The organism is Streptomyces sp. GL_140 (genome assembly GCF_057834465.1).
The window spans coordinates 4567538-4587341 of the sequence record NZ_CM174404.1; the positions used below are offsets into that span (position 1 = coordinate 4567538).

20 protein-coding genes are annotated in these 19804 nt (G+C 71.8%); 15 read left to right on the forward strand and 5 right to left on the reverse strand.

Annotation, left to right across the window (positions count from 1 at the left end; all coding sequences use genetic code 11):
• The first annotated feature begins 144 nt into the window (after positions 1-144).
• The 3 genes from AC3IYJ_RS21390 (at position 145) to AC3IYJ_RS21400 (ending at position 4110) form a co-directional block, all read left to right on the forward strand.
• Entirely contained in the window at positions 145-831 is a 687-nt protein-coding gene (locus AC3IYJ_RS21390; RefSeq protein ID WP_489396393.1) for a GntR family transcriptional regulator, read from the forward strand.
• Between the two features lie 14 nt (positions 832-845).
• On the forward strand, positions 846-3362 hold the full coding sequence (locus AC3IYJ_RS21395) for a glycosyltransferase (protein WP_489396394.1): 2517 nt from the start codon (positions 846-848) through the stop codon (positions 3360-3362).
• Between the two features lie 97 nt (positions 3363-3459).
• Positions 3460-4110, forward strand: coding sequence for a hypothetical protein (locus AC3IYJ_RS21400; RefSeq protein ID WP_489396395.1), 651 nt, complete (start codon positions 3460-3462; stop codon positions 4108-4110).
• Positions 4111-4359: 249 nt separating this feature from the next.
• Here the strand turns inward: AC3IYJ_RS21400 and AC3IYJ_RS21405 are convergent, their stop codons facing one another.
• A complete protein-coding gene (locus AC3IYJ_RS21405; RefSeq protein WP_489396396.1) occupies positions 4360-5085 on the reverse strand; it encodes an SLATT domain-containing protein in 726 nt (241 codons plus the stop codon).
• A 290-nt stretch (positions 5086-5375) separates the two neighbouring features.
• On the opposite strand from AC3IYJ_RS21405, the gene AC3IYJ_RS21410 reads away from it, so the two are divergent.
• From AC3IYJ_RS21410 to AC3IYJ_RS21440, 7 genes are all read left to right on the forward strand, one after another.
• Complete coding sequence (locus AC3IYJ_RS21410; RefSeq protein WP_489396397.1) at positions 5376-5717, forward strand: YbaB/EbfC family nucleoid-associated protein; 342 nt, start codon at positions 5376-5378, stop codon at positions 5715-5717.
• Between the two features lie 94 nt (positions 5718-5811).
• Positions 5812-6411: a recombination mediator RecR gene (gene recR, locus AC3IYJ_RS21415; protein WP_489396398.1), complete on the forward strand. Its 600-nt coding sequence runs from the start codon at positions 5812-5814 to the stop codon at positions 6409-6411.
• On the forward strand, positions 6404-7060 hold the full coding sequence (locus AC3IYJ_RS21420) for a DUF5063 domain-containing protein (RefSeq protein WP_489396399.1): 657 nt from the start codon (positions 6404-6406) through the stop codon (positions 7058-7060). Before recR ends, AC3IYJ_RS21420 begins: the two co-directional genes overlap by 8 nt.
• 124 nt (positions 7061-7184) lie before the next feature.
• A complete protein-coding gene (locus AC3IYJ_RS21425) occupies positions 7185-8459 on the forward strand; it encodes an aspartate kinase (RefSeq protein WP_489396400.1) in 1275 nt (424 codons plus the stop codon).
• Positions 8456-9544, forward strand: coding sequence for an aspartate-semialdehyde dehydrogenase (locus tag AC3IYJ_RS21430; protein WP_489396401.1), 1089 nt, complete (start codon positions 8456-8458; stop codon positions 9542-9544). The genes AC3IYJ_RS21425 and AC3IYJ_RS21430 overlap by 4 nt, the downstream gene beginning before the upstream one ends.
• A gap of 210 nt (positions 9545-9754) precedes the next feature.
• Positions 9755-10444 carry a SigE family RNA polymerase sigma factor gene (locus tag AC3IYJ_RS21435; RefSeq protein WP_489402879.1) on the forward strand — a complete coding sequence of 230 codons (690 nt, stop codon included), beginning with the start codon at positions 9755-9757 and terminating at the stop codon, positions 10442-10444.
• Positions 10441-11559, forward strand: coding sequence for a hypothetical protein (locus tag AC3IYJ_RS21440; RefSeq protein ID WP_489396402.1), 1119 nt, complete (start codon positions 10441-10443; stop codon positions 11557-11559). Before AC3IYJ_RS21435 ends, AC3IYJ_RS21440 begins: the two co-directional genes overlap by 4 nt.
• Here AC3IYJ_RS21440 and AC3IYJ_RS21445 read toward each other — a convergent pair.
• Positions 11528-12358: an SURF1 family protein gene (locus AC3IYJ_RS21445; RefSeq protein ID WP_489396403.1), complete on the reverse strand. Its 831-nt coding sequence runs from the start codon at positions 12356-12358 to the stop codon at positions 11528-11530. The genes AC3IYJ_RS21440 and AC3IYJ_RS21445 overlap by 32 nt on opposite strands.
• Before the next feature lie 55 nt (positions 12359-12413).
• On the reverse strand, positions 12414-14222 hold the full coding sequence (locus tag AC3IYJ_RS21450; protein WP_489396404.1) for a S9 family peptidase: 1809 nt from the start codon (positions 14220-14222) through the stop codon (positions 12414-12416).
• A gap of 114 nt (positions 14223-14336) precedes the next feature.
• Between AC3IYJ_RS21450 and AC3IYJ_RS21455 the strand changes: the two genes are divergently transcribed.
• From AC3IYJ_RS21455 to AC3IYJ_RS21465, 3 genes are all read left to right on the forward strand, one after another.
• Positions 14337-14504 (forward strand): hypothetical protein, encoded by a 168-nt coding sequence (locus AC3IYJ_RS21455; protein ID WP_489396405.1) that lies wholly within the window; start codon positions 14337-14339, stop codon positions 14502-14504.
• A gap of 67 nt (positions 14505-14571) precedes the next feature.
• The gene (gene codA / locus AC3IYJ_RS21460) at positions 14572-15879 is read left to right on the forward strand and encodes a cytosine deaminase (protein ID WP_489396406.1); all 1308 of its coding nucleotides are present in this window, start codon (positions 14572-14574) and stop codon (positions 15877-15879) included.
• Between the two features lie 6 nt (positions 15880-15885).
• Entirely contained in the window at positions 15886-16485 is a 600-nt protein-coding gene (locus AC3IYJ_RS21465; RefSeq protein WP_489396407.1) for an HD domain-containing protein, read from the forward strand.
• A 101-nt stretch (positions 16486-16586) separates the two neighbouring features.
• On the opposite strand, the gene AC3IYJ_RS21470 is transcribed toward AC3IYJ_RS21465, so the two are convergent.
• Positions 16587-17033, reverse strand: a complete 447-nt coding sequence (locus AC3IYJ_RS21470; protein WP_384656943.1) for a DoxX family protein — start codon at positions 17031-17033, stop codon at positions 16587-16589.
• A gap of 48 nt (positions 17034-17081) precedes the next feature.
• A complete protein-coding gene (locus AC3IYJ_RS21475; RefSeq protein WP_489396408.1) occupies positions 17082-18227 on the reverse strand; it encodes a sulfite oxidase in 1146 nt (381 codons plus the stop codon).
• Positions 18228-18329: 102 nt separating this feature from the next.
• On the opposite strand from AC3IYJ_RS21475, the gene AC3IYJ_RS21480 reads away from it, so the two are divergent.
• On the forward strand, positions 18330-18725 hold the full coding sequence (locus AC3IYJ_RS21480; RefSeq protein WP_489396409.1) for an SHOCT domain-containing protein: 396 nt from the start codon (positions 18330-18332) through the stop codon (positions 18723-18725).
• 282 nt (positions 18726-19007) lie between these two features.
• The gene (locus AC3IYJ_RS21485; RefSeq protein ID WP_489396410.1) at positions 19008-19790 is read left to right on the forward strand and encodes an AfsR/SARP family transcriptional regulator; all 783 of its coding nucleotides are present in this window, start codon (positions 19008-19010) and stop codon (positions 19788-19790) included.
• The last annotated feature ends 14 nt before the right edge of the window (positions 19791-19804 follow it).

Consider the following 19804-nt stretch of genomic DNA (forward strand, 5'->3'; position numbering starts at 1 on the left):
CGATCAATGTTTAAGGATCAAGAAAATAGTGGTGCGTCGTCCGTATATCGGGCGCTAAATCCACATAGCGGCCACAAACCGAAAGGTTTCGGCCTGGCTGACTGGCCTAAGGTGTCCCAAGCCCACAGATGGAGACGGACCCCTATGCCAGGCAGCGGCGCTGTCACTCGCAACACACTGCGCCAGCAGATCGCGGACGCGCTGCGCGACGAGGTGCTCGCGGGTCGCCTGCCTGCCGGGACCGAATTCACCGTGAAGCAGATCGCCGAGCAGTACGAGGTCTCCGCGACCCCCGTCCGCGAGGCCCTGGTCGATCTCTCCGCGCAAGGCCTCCTCGACTCCGTGCAGCACCGCGGCTTCCGAGTCCGGGTCTTTTCCGTGGACGACTTCCGGGGCATGGTCGAGGCTCGTACGCTGATCGTGGAAGGGATCTTCCGCCGACTCGTCGAACACGGCACCGCTCCCGGTATGGGCGAGCGGCTGGTGTCGGTGCGCCGTCGGGCGGAAGAGGCACGGCGGACGGCTCTGACCGGCTCACTCGAAGTGCTGATCGGTTACGACCTGCGCTTCTGGAGGGAGCTGAGCGGGCTGGTCGGCAACACGTACATCTCCGATTTCCTGCACCGGATCCGCGTGCAGTGCTGGGTCTTCGCCGTGCCCCACCTCAAGGCCGAACCGCACCTGCGCACCGAGCTGTGGTCGGGCCACAACGAACTGATCGATGCGGTGACCCGCGCGGATGTCGAGGAGGTACGACGCCTCGTGCACGCGTACAACCAGCACGGTCTGGACTGGGCCGCAGGCCTGAAGACCACTACGGCAGGCACGTGAGCGGAGAGAACGGCGTGAGCACTGGCATGGGGGCGGGGACGGGGATGGAGACGGGGACAGGGACGGGCACCGGCACGGGTGCGGGCGCCCCGACCGGGACGCCCTGGCTGGGAGCCGTCGGCCTCTCCGTCGTCGTACCCGCCCTGGGCGAACGGCACGGGCTGGGCGCGACGGCGGCCGCCGTGCGCGAACACCTCGACGCGCGCCCGGGTACGGGCGCCGGCGACTGGGAGCTCATCCTCGTCGTCGACGAGGCCACCGGCGAGACGGTCGGAGAGACCACCGCCGAGTCCGCCGCGGCCGCCGCCTCCGACCCCCGTGTCCGCCTCGTCCGACTGCGCGACCCCCGCGGCAAGGGCGCCGCGCTGCGCGCCGGGGTGCTCGCCTCCGCCGGCCGTCGGGTTCTGCTCACCGATGCCGGCCTCACGACTCCGCTCGACGAGCTGGCCCGCCTGGAGCGGGCCCTCGAACAGGACGCCGCCACGCCCGCCCGCACCGAGCCCGCCGTGGTCCTCGGCCGGTCCGGGAACCGGCTCGTGCGCGCCATCGGAATCCCCGGCATACCGGGCTTCCGCTCCGACACCTGCGGCTTCGCCCTCTTCGACGGGGACCGTGCCCGCGCCGCCTTCGGCGCCTCCACCCTCGACGGGCCGGCCATCGACGCGGAGGTCCTGCGCTGGATCCGCGGCCAGGGCTGGGGGGTGGCCGAGGTGCCGGTGACCCGCCGTGCGGTGTCCGGGGCCGGGAAGGCGGGCGCCGCCACCGGCAGCCGCCGCGGCAGCCGCTGCCTCGCGCTGGGCGAGCTGCTGCGCCTGAACTCCGGCGGCCTCGCGGTCGCCGCCGCGTTCCTGGCCCTCTCCCTCTACCTCTTCCACGGCCTGTGGGCCGACCTCGACGGCAGCTACCTCGCCGACGCGCTCCAGGACCAGAACCAGTGGGAGTGGTTCGTCGGTGTCACCACCGACAACATCACCCACCTGCGCAACCCCCTCTTCACCTACTCCCAGGGCATGCCCGACGGCGTGAACCTGATGGCCAACGCCACGATGCTCGGCCTGAACGTGCCGCTCATCCCGGTCACCCTCCTCTTCGGCGAGACCGTCACCTTCGCCCTGGTCCTGACGCTCGGCATGGCTGCCAGTGCCTGGGCCTGGTACTGGCTGATCCGCCGCCGCTTCGTGCGCAGCCGCTGGGCCGCCGCCGCGGGCGGGGCGCTCGCCGCCTTCGCGCCGCCGATGGTCTCGCACGCCAACGGCCATCCGAACTTCGTCGTCCTGTTCATGATCCCGCTGATCATCGACCGGGCCCTGCGGCTCTGCGAGGGCCCCCGCGAAGGCCGCGGCGCGACCCGCGACGGGGTCCTGCTCGGGCTGTTCGCGACGTACCAGATCTTCATCGGCGAGGAGCCGCTGCTGATCGCCGCGCTCGGCATGCTGGTCTTCTCGCTCGCCTACCTCCTCGTCGACCGCCGCCGTGCCCTCGCGGCCGCCCGCCCGCTGGGGACCGGTCTGGCTGTGGCCCTCGCCGTCTGCCTGCCGCTGGTGATCGTCCCGCTGTACTGGCAGTTCTTCGGACCGCAGAGCTACCACTCGGTCCTGCACGGGGACAACGCGGGCAACAGCCCGCGCGCCCTGGTCTCGTACGCCGCCCGTTCCCTCTTCGGGGACGCGGAACAGGCGGGCCGGCTCTCCCTGAACACCACCGAGCAGAACGCCTTCTACGGCTGGCCGCTGCTGGCCCTGGGCGTGGCCGTCTGCGTCTGGCTGTGGCGGAGCAGGGCCGTCCGCGCCCTCGCGATCACCGGGTTCGTGACGCTGCTGCTCTCGCTCGGCCCGTGGGTGCCCGTGCCCCGCACCGAGGTCGTGCTGCCGGGCCCCTGGCGGCTGATGATCAAGCTGCCGCTCTTCGAGTCGGTGATCGAGGGGCGGGTGGCGATGATCTGCGCCCCCGTCCTCGGCATCCTGCTGGCCCTCGCGCTCGACCGGATCGTCCGGATGCGGACGCGCGAACTGCGCACGCTCGGCCTGCTGGGCGCCGCGGCCGCGCTGATCCCGATCCTGCCGCTGCCGCTGACCGTACGGGACCGCGCGCCGGTCCCCGCCTTCATCACCTCCGGGGAGTGGAAGAACTACGTCAAGGACGGCGAGGCACTGGTTCCGGTACCGCTTCCGGACCCGGGCCAGGCGGACGCGCTGCACTGGCAGGTCGAGGCGGACTTCGGATTCCGGCTGGCCGGCGGCTACTTCAACGGCCCGTGGGGCCCCGACCGCATCGGCATCTACGGGGCCACCCCGCGCCACCTCTCCAACCTCCTGCGCGACGTCCGCTACGGCGGGCAGCCGCCCGAGATCACCCCGTCCTGGCGGCAGCAGGCCCGGCAGGACCTGGAGTTCTGGAAGGCGGGCGCGATCGTACTGCCGGTCCAGGACCGGGACACCGAGCTGCGGGACCTGATCACCGGGCTGCTGGAGCGGCAGCCGGAGAAGGTGCTGGACGCATGGGTCTGGAGGGTCGGGCCGGGAGGGGTCTGACCTCGGCCGTCGTCCCCAGGTTCCGCTCACCCCTTCGCGGAGCGTGTCCGGCGCACTACGCTGGCCCGATCGGCGACAACGACTGATCGGAGGCCGAGTGGCCTGTGACCTGTGGCTGGTCCCCCTTGTCGACGTGCTGTGCCACAGCCCCGACAACCCCTTCGCGGAAGAGATCGCCTCGTACGACAAGGCGCTGGGAGAGGCCGGACTGCCGTCCGTGCCGGTGTTCGCGTACATGCCCGGACTGTCGGGGGACGTCGCCCCGGTGGCCGGGTTCGACTATGACGCCCTGCACTTCCTGCGCCGGGCGTACCTGCTCCAGATCTGCGGGCTGCCGGTGACTCCGGTGGACGAGCTGGGCGGGGACTACGAGCAGCTGCTGGAGATGTTCGAGTCGACGGCGCAGCAGTCGCACCTGGTGTGGCACTACGACCACGCGGGTGCGTACGTTCCCGTGGACTTCGCGGTTCCGCTGGCCAACGAGGAGCTGCTGTCCGGCGGCGGGCCGCTGGGGTCCGCGCAGGGGCTGCTGCGGGAACTGGCGGTGGTTGCTCCCGCGATCGGGATAAACCCGACCAATCCGCCGGTGGCGCCGGCGCCACCGGGGCGGCCGACCTCGCTGGAGGAGCCGGCGGGGCCGATTCCCTACGACGACAGTCCGTTCGCGCGGGAGCGGCACGTGTGGCTGGGGCTGCATGCGGCGGCGACGCGGAGCCTTGGGCAGGGGTCGATGATCATCTTCAGCTGACGGTGTCCTGCCGTCAGCTGGGCTCTGGGGCTCTGGGGCTCTGGGGCTCTGGGGCCGGGGCCTACGGGGCCTCGTGCGGCCGGGATGGGCGGGTGTGGGCGGGCCCTGCGGGGCTTGTCCCCTACCCGCCCTTCCACCGTTCCCCGGGCTGCGCCCGGACCCGTACGGACCCCGGGGCTCCGCCCCGGACCCCGCGCCTCAACCGCCGGCGAGGCTGGAGGGGGTCGGCGGGGCTGGATTTGGCCCGGTTTACCGGGGCTGCTCCGGGGGTCTCTGGCGGGGCATGTTGGGGCGGGTGCCCGGGGGGAGGGGGAAGCGGGGCGGGGGGAGGCCGTTGTCCGGGCGGGACGGGGAAGCGCCCAGGGACTGCATCATCAGGGGGGCCGGACCGGTGCGGAATTCCACCATCCAGTCCGCCGTCTCCGAGCGGACCAGCTCCATGATGTCCTCGGAGAAGCGCCGCAGCACGGTGAGGCACCGCTCGGCGGCCTCGCTCGCGGTGCCCTCCGTCGGGCCCAGGACCTCCCGCACGTTCTCCGAGGCCCAGTCGAACTGCAGGGTCTGGAGCCGGCGCTGCACGGCCTGGGCCGTGGCCACGTCCCGCATCCAGCCCGAGGTCAGGCCGAAGAACCGGTCGCAGGCCAGGCAGGCCGCCGTCAGGAGCAGCGAGAGGTAGCCGTAGGCAGCCGCGCCGGGGGCCGAGCCGGTCAGCTCCAGCAGCGGCATCGCGGCGCCCGTGATGGCGCCCACGGCGGCTCCGGCCCGCAGGATCCGGGCCCCCCGGCGCTTCCACGCACGGTCGGACAGATACCACTCGGCGGTGCGCAGCGCGTCGGCCTCGACCCGCCGGTAGAGCTCGTCGAGCCGCTCGGCGGGCTCGCCCCAGTCCCCGAGAGGAAACGGCCGGCCGGTAAGGTCGCCGTCCTCTGCGGGATCCCGGGGTGGCCCCTCGGGCTGCATCTCCGGCTGACTCACCCGGGCACTCCCTCTGCCTGCGCTGACGTGTGGTGGTGCGCGTGTGCGCAATGGTGCGCATGCTCTTCCTACCTTCGAATGGTGCGCGGTGGGCGACGAATCCCAGGTTTTCCGCCCACAAGGAGGGCTCCATCAGGTGCGCGCACGCCTCGTCTCTCACTCGAAAGAGTTGGTCCTCACGGCGTAGGGCGCGGCGCCCGGGGAGCACGTAGGCTCGGATTGGCCAAGCCGCCGGTGCTTGGAACGCACGCGTGGCACCCACGCGACGACGCTACGAAAGCGAGTGACCCGTGATTCCCGGTGGTGGTCAGCCCAACATGCAGCAGCTGCTCCAGCAGGCCCAGAAGATGCAGCAGGATCTCGCCGTGGCCCAGGAAGAGCTGGCGATGGCCGAGGTCGAGGGCCAGGCGGGCGGTGGGCTGGTCAAGGCGACCGTGACCGGTTCCGGTGAACTGCGCGCGCTGGTGATCGACCCGAAGGCCGTGGACCCCGAGGACACGGAGACGCTCGCGGACCTGGTGGTCGCGGCGGTCCAGGCGGCCAACGAGAATGCGCAGGCGCTCCAGCAGCAGAAGCTGGGCCCGCTGGCCCAGGGGCTGGGCGGCGGCGGCATCCCCGGTCTTCCCTTCTAGCCTCTAGCCGGACTCCGCGGCCACCCGGTCCGCGGCACCCGGGTTCCAAGCTCCGAAGCACCCCGAGAACCTCATACCGAAAGAAGGCAGTCCGTTGTACGAAGGCGTGGTCCAGGACCTGATCGACGAGCTGGGCAGGCTGCCCGGCGTCGGGCCCAAGAGCGCGCAGCGGATCGCCTTCCACATCCTGCAGTCCGAGCCCACCGATGTCCGCCGCCTCGCGCACGCGCTGCTGGAGGTCAAGGACAAGGTCCGGTTCTGTGCGGTGTGCGGGAACGTGGCGCAGGAGGAGCGGTGCAACATCTGCCGCGACCCGCGCCGCGACCTGTCGGTCATCTGTGTGGTCGAAGAGTCGAAGGACGTCGTCGCGATCGAGCGGACCCGCGAGTTCCGGGGCCGGTACCACGTCCTCGGCGGCGCGATCAGCCCGATCGAGGGCGTCGGCCCGGACGACCTGCGGATCCGGGAGCTGCTGGCGCGGCTGGCGGACGGTGCGGTCACCGAGCTGATCCTGGCGACCGACCCGAACCTGGAGGGCGAGGCGACCGCCACGTACCTCGCGCGCATGATCAAGCCCATGGGCCTCAAGGTCACCCGCCTGGCCAGCGGGCTCCCCGTCGGGGGAGATCTGGAGTACGCGGACGAGGTCACGCTCGGGCGGGCCTTTGAAGGAAGGCGACTTCTCGATGTCTGACGCAACGCTGCACGCCCTGGGCCAGGATCCGGACGACTTCGCCGTCCAGATCTCGGACCAGATCGAGTCCTTCATCGTCGCGGTCACCGAGGTGGCCAAGGGCGAGGACCCGGACAGCGCGGTGCCCTTCCTCCTCCTGGAGGTGTCCCAGCTGCTGCTGGCGGGCGGCCGGCTGGGCGCGTACCAGGACGTCCTGCCCGACGAGCGCTACGAGCCGGACCTCGGCCCGGAGCCGGACGTGGACGAGCTGCGCGAGCGGTTCGCCTACATGCTGGAGCCCGTAGACGTGTACTCGGAGGTCTTCGACCCCTACGAGCCGCGCAAGGCCCCGGTCGCGCACCGGATCTCCGACGACCTGGCCGACGTGGTGGCCGACCTGCGGCACGGGCTGGCGCACTACCGGGCGGGCCGCACCACGGAGGCCCTGTGGTGGTGGCAGTTCTCGTACTTCTCCAACTGGGGCTCGACGGCCTCCGCCACCCTGCGGGCCCTGCAGTCGCTCGTCGCGCACGTGCGGCTGGACCAGCCGTTGGAGGCCCTGGACGGGCTGGACACGGACGAGGACCTGGCCGAGGAGGACCTCGCGGAGCAGGCGGGCCGGGTGATGGCCGAGGAGATCGCCGGTCCGCTGGGTCTGGGCGGCAAGTAGCCGGGCGGCCCGCGAGGGAACTTATTGCTTGATCTTTTCGTCTCATGATGTGGTACGAGGCGGTCGGATCCCGGGCGCTCGTTAGACTGCACCAGCAATGAGACGGACTGAGCGAGGAGCGCACGTGGGCCTTGTCGTGCAGAAGTACGGAGGCTCCTCCGTAGCCGATGCCGAGGGCATCAAGCGCGTCGCCAAGCGAATTGTGGATGCCAAGAAGAACGGCCACCAGGTGGTCGTCGTGGTTTCCGCGATGGGCGACACGACGGACGAGTTGATCGATCTCGCCGAGCAGGTTTCACCCATGCCTGCCGGGCGCGAATTCGACATGCTGCTGACCGCCGGAGAGCGGATCTCCATGGCACTGCTGGCCATGGCGATCAAAAACCTGGGCCACGAGGCCCAGTCGTTCACCGGTAGCCAGGCGGGCGTCATCACCGACTCGGTCCACAACAAAGCGCGCATCATCGATGTCACGCCGGGCCGTATCCGCACTGCGCTGGACGAGGGCAACATCGCCATCGTCGCCGGCTTCCAGGGCGTGTCGGCGGACAGCAAGGACATCACCACCCTGGGCCGCGGCGGCTCGGACACGACCGCCGTCGCGCTCGCCGCGGCGCTGGACGCCGAGGTCTGCGAGATCTACACCGATGTCGACGGAGTCTTCACCGCGGACCCCCGCGTCGTGAAGAAGGCGAAGAAGATCGACTGGATCGCCTCCGAGGACATGCTGGAGCTCGCGGCTTCCGGTTCCAAGGTGCTGCTGCACCGCTGCGTCGAGTACGCACGCCGCTACAACATCCCGATCCACGTCCGCTCGTCCTTCTCGGGACTGCCGGGCACCTGGGTCAGCAACGAGAATCCGCAAGGGGCAGAGCAGGTGGAGCACGCCATCATCTCCGGAGTCGCTCACGACGTCTCCGAAGCCAAGATCACGGTCGTCGGCGTTCCGGACAAGCCGGGTGAGGCCGCGGCGATCTTCCGTGCCATCGCGGACGCCGAGATCAACATCGACATGATCGTGCAGAACGTGTCCGCCGCCTCCACGGGCCTGACGGACATCTCCTTCACCCTCCCCAAGACCGAGGGCCACAAGGCCATCGACGCCCTGGAGAAGGCGAAGGGGACCATCGGCTTCGACTCCCTGCGCTACGACGACCAGATCGGCAAGATCTCCCTGGTCGGCGCGGGCATGAAGACGAACCCGGGCGTCACCGCCTCGTTCTTCCAGGCGCTGTCCGACGCGGGCGTCAACATCGAGCTGATCTCCACCTCCGAGATCCGCATCTCGGTCGTGACCCGCCAGGACGACGTCAACGAGGCCGTCCGCGCCGTGCACACGGCCTTCGGCCTCGACTCCGACAGCGACGAAGCCGTCGTCTACGGAGGCACCGGACGATGACCTCGACCCGGTCGACCCCGGCTCCGGCACTCGCCGTGGTCGGGGCGACCGGAGCGGTCGGCTCCATAGTGCTCCGGATGCTCTCCCAGCGGGCGGACGTCTGGGGCGACATACGCCTGATCGCCTCCTCGCGCTCGGCCGGCCGACGGCTGGCCGTGCGCACCGAGGAGGCCGAGGTGCTCGCCCTCACCGAGGACGCCTTCGACGGCCTCGGCGCGGGCGACGTCGCGATCTTCCTCACCCCGGCCGAGGTCTCGGCCCGGTGGGCTCCCGTGGTCACCGCGCGCGGTGTCGTCGTCGTGGACCAGTCCGCGGCGTTCCGGGAGGACTCCGAGGTACCGCTGGTGGTGCCCGAGGTGAACGGGCACGCGGCGCGGATCCGGCCGCGCGGGATCGTCTGCGGTCCCGACTCCGTGACCGCCGCGATGATCGCCGCGCTGGGCGCGCTGCACGCCGAGTACGCGCTGGCCGAACTGGCCGTCTCCACGTACCAGGCCGCGAGCGCCGAGGGACGGGCCGGCTCCGAGACGCTGCGCCGCCAGCTGTCGCTGGTCGCCGGTTCCACCCTGGGGGAGCAGCCCGGGGACGTACGCCGTGCCGTGGGCGAGGACACCGGCCCCTTCGCGGCTCCGCTCGCGCTCAACGTCGTGCCCTGGTCCGGCGAGCTGCGCGAGGACGGCTGGTCCTCGCACGAGCTGGCCGTACGGGCGCAGGTGCGCCGGATCCTGGACCTGGCGGAGCTGCCGGTCGCCGTGACCTGCGTACTGGTACCCGTGCTGGCCGGGCATTCGATGTCCGTGCGGGCCCGCTTCGAGGCCGAGGTTGATGCCGGGCACGCCAGGGAGATCCTGGAAGGGGCGCCCGGGGTGGTCCTCGTGGACGACCCGGCGGCGGGTGAGTTCCCGACCCCGTCGGACGCCGCGGGCACGGATCCGGCCTGGGTGGGGCGGCTGCGGGCCTCGCTCGACGACCCGCGTGCGCTGGAGTTCTTCGTCAGCGCGGACAACCTGTGCCAGGGCTCCGCGCTGAACGCCACACAGACCGCGGAGCTGGTCGCGGGTGAGTTCGGCCCTTTCACTTTGTAGGATCATCGGAGATCCCTTGATCGAGGTGATGACCCGGAGGCCCGTCCCGAACCGACGGGGCCGCGGGGGAGAAGTGCTACGCATGAGGGCAATGGGAACGACGGCGATGAGTCTGCCCCGCGCGTACAACCCTGATGGGGGGACGCGTGTCCAACTGGCGTGGCAGAAGCATTGCTGGACTTTCCGGTCATACCGGTGCGAACCGGGACGATCCCGCCGCGCCCGCGGTCCCGTACGCCCGGCGGCTTCACAGTGATCGTTCCCGTACCGACCGAAGCCTCCGCAATTCCGACCCGGGGTGGCCGCGTGCCCGGGCCCCGCGATAGCGGGAAGGCCACCGGGAGCACCGGGCCGACACCGGCAGCCGATGCGGCGCAGACCGCCGATGCCGTCGAGGCGGTGGCGGGGACCACCGTCGACCACCTCACCGCGACCTACCAGGCCCACTACCGCTCGCTCCTCGGCCTCGCCGCGCTGCTCCTCGACGACACCGCGTCCTGCGAGGACGTGGTCCAGGAGGCCTTCATCCGGGTCCACTCGGCCCGCAGCCGGGTCCGCGACCGGGAGAAGACCCTCGCCTACCTGCGCCAGACCGTCGTCAACCTCTCGCGCTCGGCCCTGCGTCGGCGCATCCTCGGCCTCAAGCTGCTCTCGAAGCCGATGCCGGACATGGCCAGCGCCGAAGAAGGCGCCTACGACCTGCTGGAACGGGACGATCTCATCAAATCGATGCGCGGGCTCCAACGCCGCCAGCGAGAGGTGCTGGTGCTGCGCTACTTCGCGGACATGACGGAAGTCCAGGTCGCCGAGACCCTCGGCATATCGCTCGGTTCGGTCAAGGCATACGGATCGCGGGGCATTGCCGCGCTGCGGGTGGCGATGGAGGCTGCGCAGTCATGAACGAGCACGAGGACACGATGGCGAGCCGCGAGGAACAGGCGCTCCGTGAGCTGATGCGCGGGGCCGTCGGCGGGATCCGGCCCTCCGGCGACGCGCTGGAGCGGCTGCGCTACGCCGTACCCGTGCGCCGGGCCCGCAAGCGGCAGGCCCTCGTGGCCGCCGCGGCGGCCACGCTGCTGGTGGGGACCGCGGTCCCGGCGGCCCTGCACATGAGCGGGGTCGGGAGCCAGTCCACCGACCACTCGGCCATGGCGGGCCACGGCCAGCAGGGCGCGGGCCAGCCGGACGGGCCCTCCGACCCGCACCAGAACGGTGCCACCACCGGTCCGAAGACCGCCCCGTCCCCGGGTACGGGCCATGGCGCGGGCGGGGCCACCGGCGCCGTGCCCGCTCCGACCGGCTCGGGACTGCCCAGCTTCGGCCAGCCCACGACCGGCCCGTCCGGCGGCACGGTCACCCTGCCCGACGGCTCGACCGTCGCGGGCGGCGGCGTGCTGCCCCCGCCGGCGGCCCCGGGCGTGCCCGGCTGCGTCGGAGGACAGCTCGGGGTGTCGGGCAGCGCCAGGCCCCCGGAGGCGGACGGCAAGGTCTACGGCAGTTTCAAGATCACCAACGTCTCGGCGCGGGGCTGCACGGTCCTGGGCCCGGACACCGTGACCGCCCAGGCGGCGGGCCCCGGCCGGCCGGGCTCCGGAGTGGCCGTCGTCGGCCACTCCACGGGCGATCCGGCGACCGGGCTGCTGCCCGACCCTTCGGCCGAGGCCCCGCTGATGCTGCTCGCGCCGAACGCGGCGTACGAGGTCCGCTTCGCGTGGGTGCCCTCGGCGCAGGGCTGTCAGGGGTCGAGCGCCGCGCCGAACGACGGTTCGGCCGGAGTCAAGCCCCCGCAGGGCGGCTCCCCGGACGCGGTGGCGGGCTCCGGCTCGGGCGAGGCGGTGGCGAAGGACCCGGAGCCCCACCCGGCGCCGACGGATCCGGTGGGCGTGGCGGTCTCGCACACGCCCAGTACGGCGCTGCCGGGGGCACCGACCACGCAGACGACGATCCCCGACGCGTGCGGCGGGACGGTCTACCGGACGGGCGTCATTCCGCTGGCGGAGCCGGCGAAGCCGTAGACGAAGCCTTGGCCTGCGCCGTGACGGCCGGGCCGGGCTGCGGCTCCTCCTCCAGCAGCCCCGCCTCCGCGTCGCGCAGGGTCTCCACCTCGCGCCGGTAGAGCCGGAACCACATGAACAGCACGAAGGCGGCAAAGACGAACCACTCGCCGGTGTAGCCGAGGTTCTGGAAGGCCTTGAGGTCGAGCCCGGTGTTGACCGGAGCCTGCGCCGGCACCGGGATCATCCCGTCGGCCGGGGTCTGCACGGTCAGCCAGGCGTCGTAGAGGCCGTAGGGCACGATGTTGACGAGCGAGGCCGCCCCGATCACGCCGAGCTGCCCGGCCGGGAGCCCGCCCGAGGAGTAGACGCCCTTGCTGCTGGAGCTCTCCGAGGCCTGCAGCGCGCCCGTCACCTCTACCCGCCCGGTCGGCGCGGCCGGAGCCCGGCCCGCGTCCGCGGTGCCCGGCAGCCAGCCCCGCACCACGGGGACGGCCTTGCCGGTGTCGGTCCTGAGCAGGGTCAGGACGTAGAAGCCGGACTTCCCGTCGAGCCGCCGCTCGGGGACGAGCAGCTGGTCGGCGTACTCGCCGGAGACGGAGGCGAGCCGTCCGGAGGTGTTCTTGTCCACCGGGAGCAGCGAGTCCAGCGGAGCGGCCGCCCGGTCGGCGGGGCGTGCGCTGGTCGCCTCCTCGTGCGTGGCGACGCGGTCCTCGAACCGGCCGAGCTGCCAGGTGCCCATGAACAGGCAGAAGGGCACGCCGAGGACGACGAAGAGATTGATCCCCCACCAGCGCGGGGTCAGGAGAAACCGGTGCACCCCACCACCGTACGGGGGGCGCACCGGTTCACCGGGGCCGGGGCCGGTGCCGGAGCTACCTCGGCAGGTGCTTCAGCACGAAGTCGATCTCCATCCGGACCTGCTTGATCCGCTCCTCGACGACGAGCGAGCCGTGTCCGGCGTCGTACCGGTACACCTCGTGCTCCGCCCCGCGCGCCGCCAGCCGGTCCACGTAGTTCTCGATCTGCTGGATCGGGCAGCGGGGGTCGTTGAGGCCCGCCGCGATGTGGACGGGCGCCTTCACCGCGTCCACGTACGTCAGGGGCGAGGAGACCTCGAAGCGCTCCGGGACCTCTTCCGGGGTGCCGCCGAAGAGGGTGCGGTCCAGGGACTTCAGCGCCTCCATCTCGTCGTGGTAGGCCGTCACGTAGTCGGCGACCGGTACGGCGGCCAGGCCCACCGCCCAGGCGCCCGGATGCCTGCCGAGGCCCAGCAGCGTCAGGTAGCCGCCCCAGGAGCCGCCGGACAGCACGAGGCGGGCCGGGTCCGCGAGGCCCGAGGCGACCGCCCATTCCCGTACGGCCTCGATGTCCTCCAGCTCGATCAGGCCGACCCGGTGCTTGAGGGCGTCGGTCCACTCGCGGCCGTAGCCGGTCGAGCCGCGGTAGTTGACCCGGACCACCGCGAAGCCGTGGTCGAGCCAGGCCGCCGGGGTCGCGGCGAAGGCGTCGCTGTCGTGCCAGGTGGGCCCGCCGTGGATCTCGAAGACGGTCGGGAAGGGGCCGTCCCCGTGGCCCTGCGGCCGCTGCGCGAGGGCGTGGATCCGCCCGCCGGGACCCTCCACCCACACGTCCTCGACGGGTACGGAGCCGGGCGGCCGGAAGCCGGGAGGATCCAGGACGACCCCGCCGGCCGTCGACCGCACGGCCGAAGGCTCGGCGGCCGAGGACCACTGGTACTCCACCGACCCGTCGGGCCGCGCCGTGGCCCCCGACACCGTCCCGGGCGGCGTGTCCAGCCGCAGCAGTTCCCGCGTGGCCAGGTCGTAGCGGAACAGCTCGCTGCGCGCCTCGAAGCCGTGGTCGATCAGCAGCGCGGACCCGTCGGGGTACCACTCGGCGCCGACGTCGCCCGGCAGCTCGACGGCCAGCTCCTCCTCGGTGCCGGTCGCCACGTCCCAGACCATCGGCTCCCACCGGCCGCGGCGCTGGTGCCCGACGAGCAGCCGGGTGTCGCCCGCGACGGGCGCGAAGCCGAGCACCGACAGGCCCAGCTCCTCGGTGCCGCCCTTGGAGTCGTCCAGCTCGGCGACGGTGGCGCCGTCCAGGGTGAGCACGCGCAGCGCGGAGTGCATGGCGTCGCCGTACTCGGTGTGCTCGACGGCGAGCAGGGTGCCGTCGTGGGACAGGTCGCCGACCGCGGCGGACTCGCGGTGGCGGTAGACGACGGTGGGCTCCGTCCCGTCGGGCCGCACGACGTGGATGGTGGTCCCGTCCTCGTCGGTGGAGCGTCCGACCACGGTTGTCCCGTCGCGCCCGATGGCCAGCCCGGAGGGGTAGGAGGGCTCCAGCCCGGGGGTGGCCGGCTCGTCGGGGCCGCCCGCGAAGGGCTGGCGCACCCAGGTGCCGAACTCGTCGCCGTCGGTGTCGGAGAACCACCAGATCCACTCGCCGTCGGGGGAGAGCGCCCCGTCGGTGGTGCCGTTGGGCCGGTCGGTGGCCTGCCGCTGGGTGCCGGTGGCGCGGTCCCAGGCGTAGAGCTCGAAGGTCCCGGTCGCGTTGGAGACGAAGAGCGAGCGGTCGGGCGCGTCCTCGGCCCATTCGGGCAGCCCCACTCGGGGGGCCCGGAAACGCTTCTCCCAGTCGGGCATGGCGGCCGTTGCGTCGGCGGTGGCGTCAGTCATGCCCCCATGTAACCCGATGGCCCAAGATGCTGACTCGACCGAACGGGAGCAAGGTGGTCTGCGTACGGAATTTTGTCCGTTCGGCATTTGTCTCCCGCACGAGGAGTAGCGGTCATGGCGAAGAAGGCGCGTACCGGTCAGCACGTCCACCAGGATTCCGAGCGTGCGATGGCGAAGAACACGGCGGCCGAGGCGCGCGCCAAGGCTGCCGTCAGAGACGTGCAGTCGGTCGCCGCGAAGACGCGGGGCATGCAGCAGAAGGCCCAGTCGAAGCGGGGTTGAACCGGTCGTCGGACCGGTCGGACCCGTTGGACCGGTCCGACTGGCGGGGTCTGCGTAGGCTGAAGGCATGCGGATGATCGTCCGGGGTGCCCGGCTGATGCACGGCGAAGGCCTGTACGACGTCGAGGTCGCGGAGAGCGGGCGGATCGCGCGCGTGCTCCCGTACGACGATCAGAAGGAACCACCGGCGACGGGGGTGCTGATCGAGGCCCACGGCGGCCTGCTCGGCGCCCCCTTCGTCGAGCCGCACATCCACCTGGACACCGCGCTGACGGCCGGGGATCCGCGCCCGAACGCCTCCGGGACCCTCTGGGAGGGCATCGCCTGCTGGAGCGAGCGCAAGCGGACCCTGACCCGCGAGGACGTGATCGCGCGGGCCACCGAGGTGCTGCGCTGGCAGGCGGCGCAGGGCGTCCTGCACGTGCGCACCCACTGCGACGTCACCGATCCGGCGCTGACCGCGCTCGACGCGCTGCTGGAGGTGCGCGACCGGGTCCGGGACGTCATGACCGTGCAGATCGTCGCCTTCCCGCAGGAGGGCATCGTCTCCTTCCCCGGCGGCGAGGACCTGCTGCGCGAGGCGGTCCGGCGCGGGGCCGACGTGGTCGGTGCGATCCCGCACTTCGAGGACACCCGGGAGGACGGGGTGGCCTCGCTGTCGATCGCGTTCGCGCTCGCCGAGGAGCACGGACTGCGGATCGACGCGCACTGCGACGAGATCGACGACGAGCAGTCGCGTTTCGTGGAGGTGCTGGCCGCGCTCGCGCTGCGCTCGGGGCTGCGCGAGCGCGTGACGGCCTCGCACACGACGGCGATGGGCTCCTACGGCGGCGCGTACAGCTACAAGCTCCAGCGGCTGCTGTCGCGTTCCGGGATCAACCTCGTCTCCAACCCCTTCGCCAACCTGGGCCTCCAGGGCCGCTTCGACGCCTACCCCAAGCGGCGCGGCCTCACCCAGGTCAAGGAGATGCTGGCGGCGGGCGTGAACGTGGCCTTCGGCCACGACGACGTGATGGACCCCTGGAACCCGCTCGGCACCGGAAACCCGCTCCAGACCGCCCTCGTCGGGATCTACGCAGCCCAGCTCACGGGGGCCGAGGAGATCCCGGTGGCCTTCGAGATGGTGACGGAGCGCGCGGCGCGCGTACTGGGTCTGGAGGCTTCCGAGTACGGCATCACGGAGGGCGCCCCGGCCTCCTTCGTGCTCCTGCCGGCCGAGTCGCCGACGGAGGCGGTCCGCCGCCAGGTCCGGCCCCGGTACGTCGTCTCGCGCGGCACCGTACTGGCCGAAACCCCGGCGGCCGCGCCCCGGATGCTGGCCTGGCCGGGGGAGGCGGGCCCGACGGAGGTGGACTTCGTGCCGCGCCTACACTGACGCCGCATGACCCTTGCGACATGGACACTTGACACTCCGTCTGGCCGTGCGGCCCTGGAGATAGCCGCCGAGTACGCGGATGCGGCGCTGCTGAACCACTCCGTGCGCTCGTACGCCTTCGCGGCCGAGTACGCGGACCGCCGCGGGCTCTCGTACGACCGGGAACTCCTCTACGTCAGCTCTCTGGTGCACGATCTCGGCCTGACCGCGCCCTTCGACAGCCACACCCTCCCCTTCGAGGAGGCGGGCGGTCACGTGGCCCGGGTCCTGACGGCGGGGCTGGGCTGGCCGGCTCCGCGGCGGGCGCGGGCGGAGGAGGTCATCGTGCTGCACATGCGGGACGACGTGAGCGCGGAGGAGGACGTGGAGAGCCACCTGCTCCAGGTCGGCACCAGCGCGGACGTCTCCGGCCTGGGCCTCGCCGACTTCGACCCGGACTTCACCGGCCGGCTGCTCGCGCAGTATCCGCGCCTGGGGTTCGGGGACGCCTTCTTCGCGCTGGTCGCGGACCAGGCGGAGCGCAAGCCCAAGTGCGCGGCGGCGGCCTATGTGGCGAGCGGCGCGAAGGAGCGCATCGCGGCGAACCCGCTCGACCGGCAGGGCTGACGGCCGACCCGTCCGGGTCGGGCAGGGTCGGCCGGGCCGTGCCCGGTGGGTGGTGCCCGTCGGCGTCGGCACCGCCCACCGGTGGATCGCGGCGGGTCGGATCAGAACAGGCCCAGCGCGTTGTCCAGGGACCAGACCTGCCAGCCCATGGCGAAGAACGCGGCCACGGAGATCAGGGCCATCATGAGGTTCTGCCCCTGCTCGCCCCAGTCGTGGATCATCAGGACCAGGTAGATCAGGTTGAGGAGCAGTCCGGCGACCAGGGCTATCGGGGTCAGGAATCCGGCGATGAGGCCGAGCCCGAGGGCCAGTTCCGCGTAGGCGACCAGGTAGGCCATGAAACGCGGATAGGGCTTCACGACGAGGTCGAATCCGCGGGTGACGAAACCCCAGCGGTGCTTCTCGGCCACCCCGGCGGCCCAGCGGATGCCGCCTCCGCCGAACCAGTCCTTCTTGTCCTTGTGCCGCCAGCTCTCCAGCCACCACAGCCCGAGCCCGATCCGCAGAACGGCGACCCATTCGGGTCCGCCGAGCCAGATGGTCCGCATCCTCGGTTCCTCTCCTCGCACATCCCTGACGAAATACCTGACGGATCGTCAGTTTCGGGGGAGGAGGGGCGGTGTGGCAAGAGGCAGGCAGACGACGGGCACCGACTGGACCAGGTTGTTGCCGAAGCCGCCCCGGTTCCAGGGCTGTTCGAGGGGCTGGGTGCGGCCCGAGTCGTCGGTGGCGCGGACCAGGAGGGTGTGGCTGCCGGGGGCGGCCGTCCAGTCGGCGTGCCAGCCCTGCCAGGCGTACGGGTGCGCTCCCCGCGGCCGCAGCTCGGCGTCGGCCCAGCCCAGGCCCCCGTCGGCGCTGAACTCCACGCGCACGACCGCCCCGTAGCCCGACCAGGCGCGGCCGCGGAGCCGGACGGGGCCCGGGTGCACGACACGGGTGCGGGACATGAAGTCGGGGAAGCCGGGCGGGATCAGCAGGGCGCGCGGCGCGATCCGGGTGACCGGGTCGCCGGTGTCCTCGGGGCTCTGCTTGTAGCGGTAGGCCACGGCCTGCTGGAACCCGCGGAAGGGGGTGTCGACGAGCTCGACGTCCCGCAGCCACTTCACGTGCGCCATCCCGTACCAGCCGGGTACGACCAGCCGCAGCGGATACCCGTGCTGCGGGGGCAGCGGCCCGCCGTTCATCGTGTGGGCGAGCAGGACGTCGGCGTCCACGGGCAGCGGCAGGCTGCGCCGGTAGTCCTGCTCGACGCCCCGTTCGACCCCGTGGTCCGCTCCGGTGAAGACCGCTTCCACGGCATCGGCCATGACGCCCGCCTCCGCCAGGACGGTGCGCAGCGGCACGCCGGTCCAGTCGGCCGTTCCCACCGCCTCCACCAGCCAGGGCTGGCTGACGGGGCGCGGGGAGAGCCGGGCGCGGCCGTTGCCGGCGCACTCCATGGTGACCCGGCGGGTCACGGAGGGGAGTGCGCGCAGCTCTCGCAGGCCCAGTCGCAGGGGGATGCGCAGGTGTCCGTGGACGGTGAGCCGCCAGGTGTCGGACTCGACCTCGGTGAGGGTGTCGGGGATGTCGTAGTGGACCAGTACGTAGTGCAGCCCGGCGGGCGTGACCTCGTACCGCATGGCCTCCAGCGGCAGTCCGTGGTTGCGCGCGGCGAGCGCCAGCTCGTCCTGGCCGATGCCCTCTCCGGCTGCGGCCACCCGGCCCGGCGCCCCTACTCCGTCGAGGGAGCGCTCCTGCATGCCTCCATGGTCGCGCGGGGACGGCGGGGCGGCTACTCCACGTGCGGATCATGAATTCGGGCGGTATGAATTGATCTGTCCCTCATGTGATAGGAGTGCCGCGTGGACGACTATCCGCTGCTCAACCTGTTCTGGACGATGCTCTGGCTCTTCCTGTGGGTCATGTGGTTCTTCCTGCTGTTCAAGGTGATCACGGACATCTTCCGTGACCACGAGCTGCACGGATGGGCCAAGGCGGGCTGGCTGATCCTGGTCCTGCTGCTGCCGTACATCGGCGTCTTCGTGTACCTCGTCGTCCGCGGCCGCGGTATGGGCCGGCGGGACGTGAAACAGGCCCAGGAGAACGAGAAGGCCTTCCAGGACTACGTCCAGAAGGCGGCGGGCGGCGCCCCGCGCCACAGTCCGGCCGAAGAGCTGGCCAAGCTGTCCGCCCTGAAGGAGAAGGGCGACATCACGGCGGAGGAGTTCGACAAGGCCAAGCAGAAGATCCTGGCCTGAGCAGGAGCCGCACGCTCCGCGGAACCGAACGCTCACCGAACCGAGCATTCCCCGAGCGGGGCCCGACCGTACGCGGTCGGGCCCCGCTCGGGCGTGTTCCGGGGGCGCGGCGGCCGTGTTGATTGGCCGGTGCCGTCCGGGCTTCCGGACAACGCGGGGGTCGGCTTCCATCGTGTTGTGGCCGAGGACGGGGCTCCACCCGGCGGGGTCACAAGCTGCGGGGGCAGCCCGATTCTCTCCAGCGTCGCCTAGTACACGTACCGCCACGAAAGAGGGGGCATCATGCGATTCAACATTCTGGGACCACTCGAAGTGGTGGGTACCGAGGGAACTGTGGCGTTGGGCGGAGTCGTCCAGCGGAGCACCCTCGGCTATCTGCTGCTCCACCCGAACAAAGTGGTCGCCACGAGCCGCATCGTCGGTGCCCTGTGGGGTGACGAGGCGCCGGTGACCTCGCGGAAGATGGTGCAGAACGCCATCTCAGGGATCCGCAGGATGCTCGCCGAGCACGAGGGCCCCGACGGGCGTCCGCGCCTCGACACCGCCAACCCGGGCTACATGCTGCACATCGACCCGCAGGCCGTGGACTCCGTACGGTTCCGGATGCTCGCGACCCGGGGCCGGGCCGAGCTGACGGCGGGGCTTGCGGAGGCCGCGTCGGCCACCCTCTCCGAAGCCCTGGGCCTGTGGCGGGACTCGGTGCTCGTCGACCTCGCCGAGGCGGGCATCCGCTGGCCGGCCTTCGCGCAGCTGGACCGCGAGCGGATGGCGGTCTACGAGGACTGGGCGACGGCCGAGCTGGAGCTGGGGCGCCACTTCGAGCTGGCCTGCGAACTGGACCGGGTCGCGGCCGCGGTGCCCACCCGGGAACGGCTCTGCCGCCACCTGATGCTCGCGCTCTACCGCTGCGGCCGGCAGTCCGAGGCGCTCGCCGTCTACCGGCGGACCCGCCGGGAACTGGTCGAGGTGCACGGACTGGACCCGTCCCAGGAACTCCAGGCCCTGGAGCGCTCGATCCTGAACCAGGAGCCGCGCCTGCTGGGCCGTCAGCCGCAGCTCGTCTGACACGACCCGTCCGA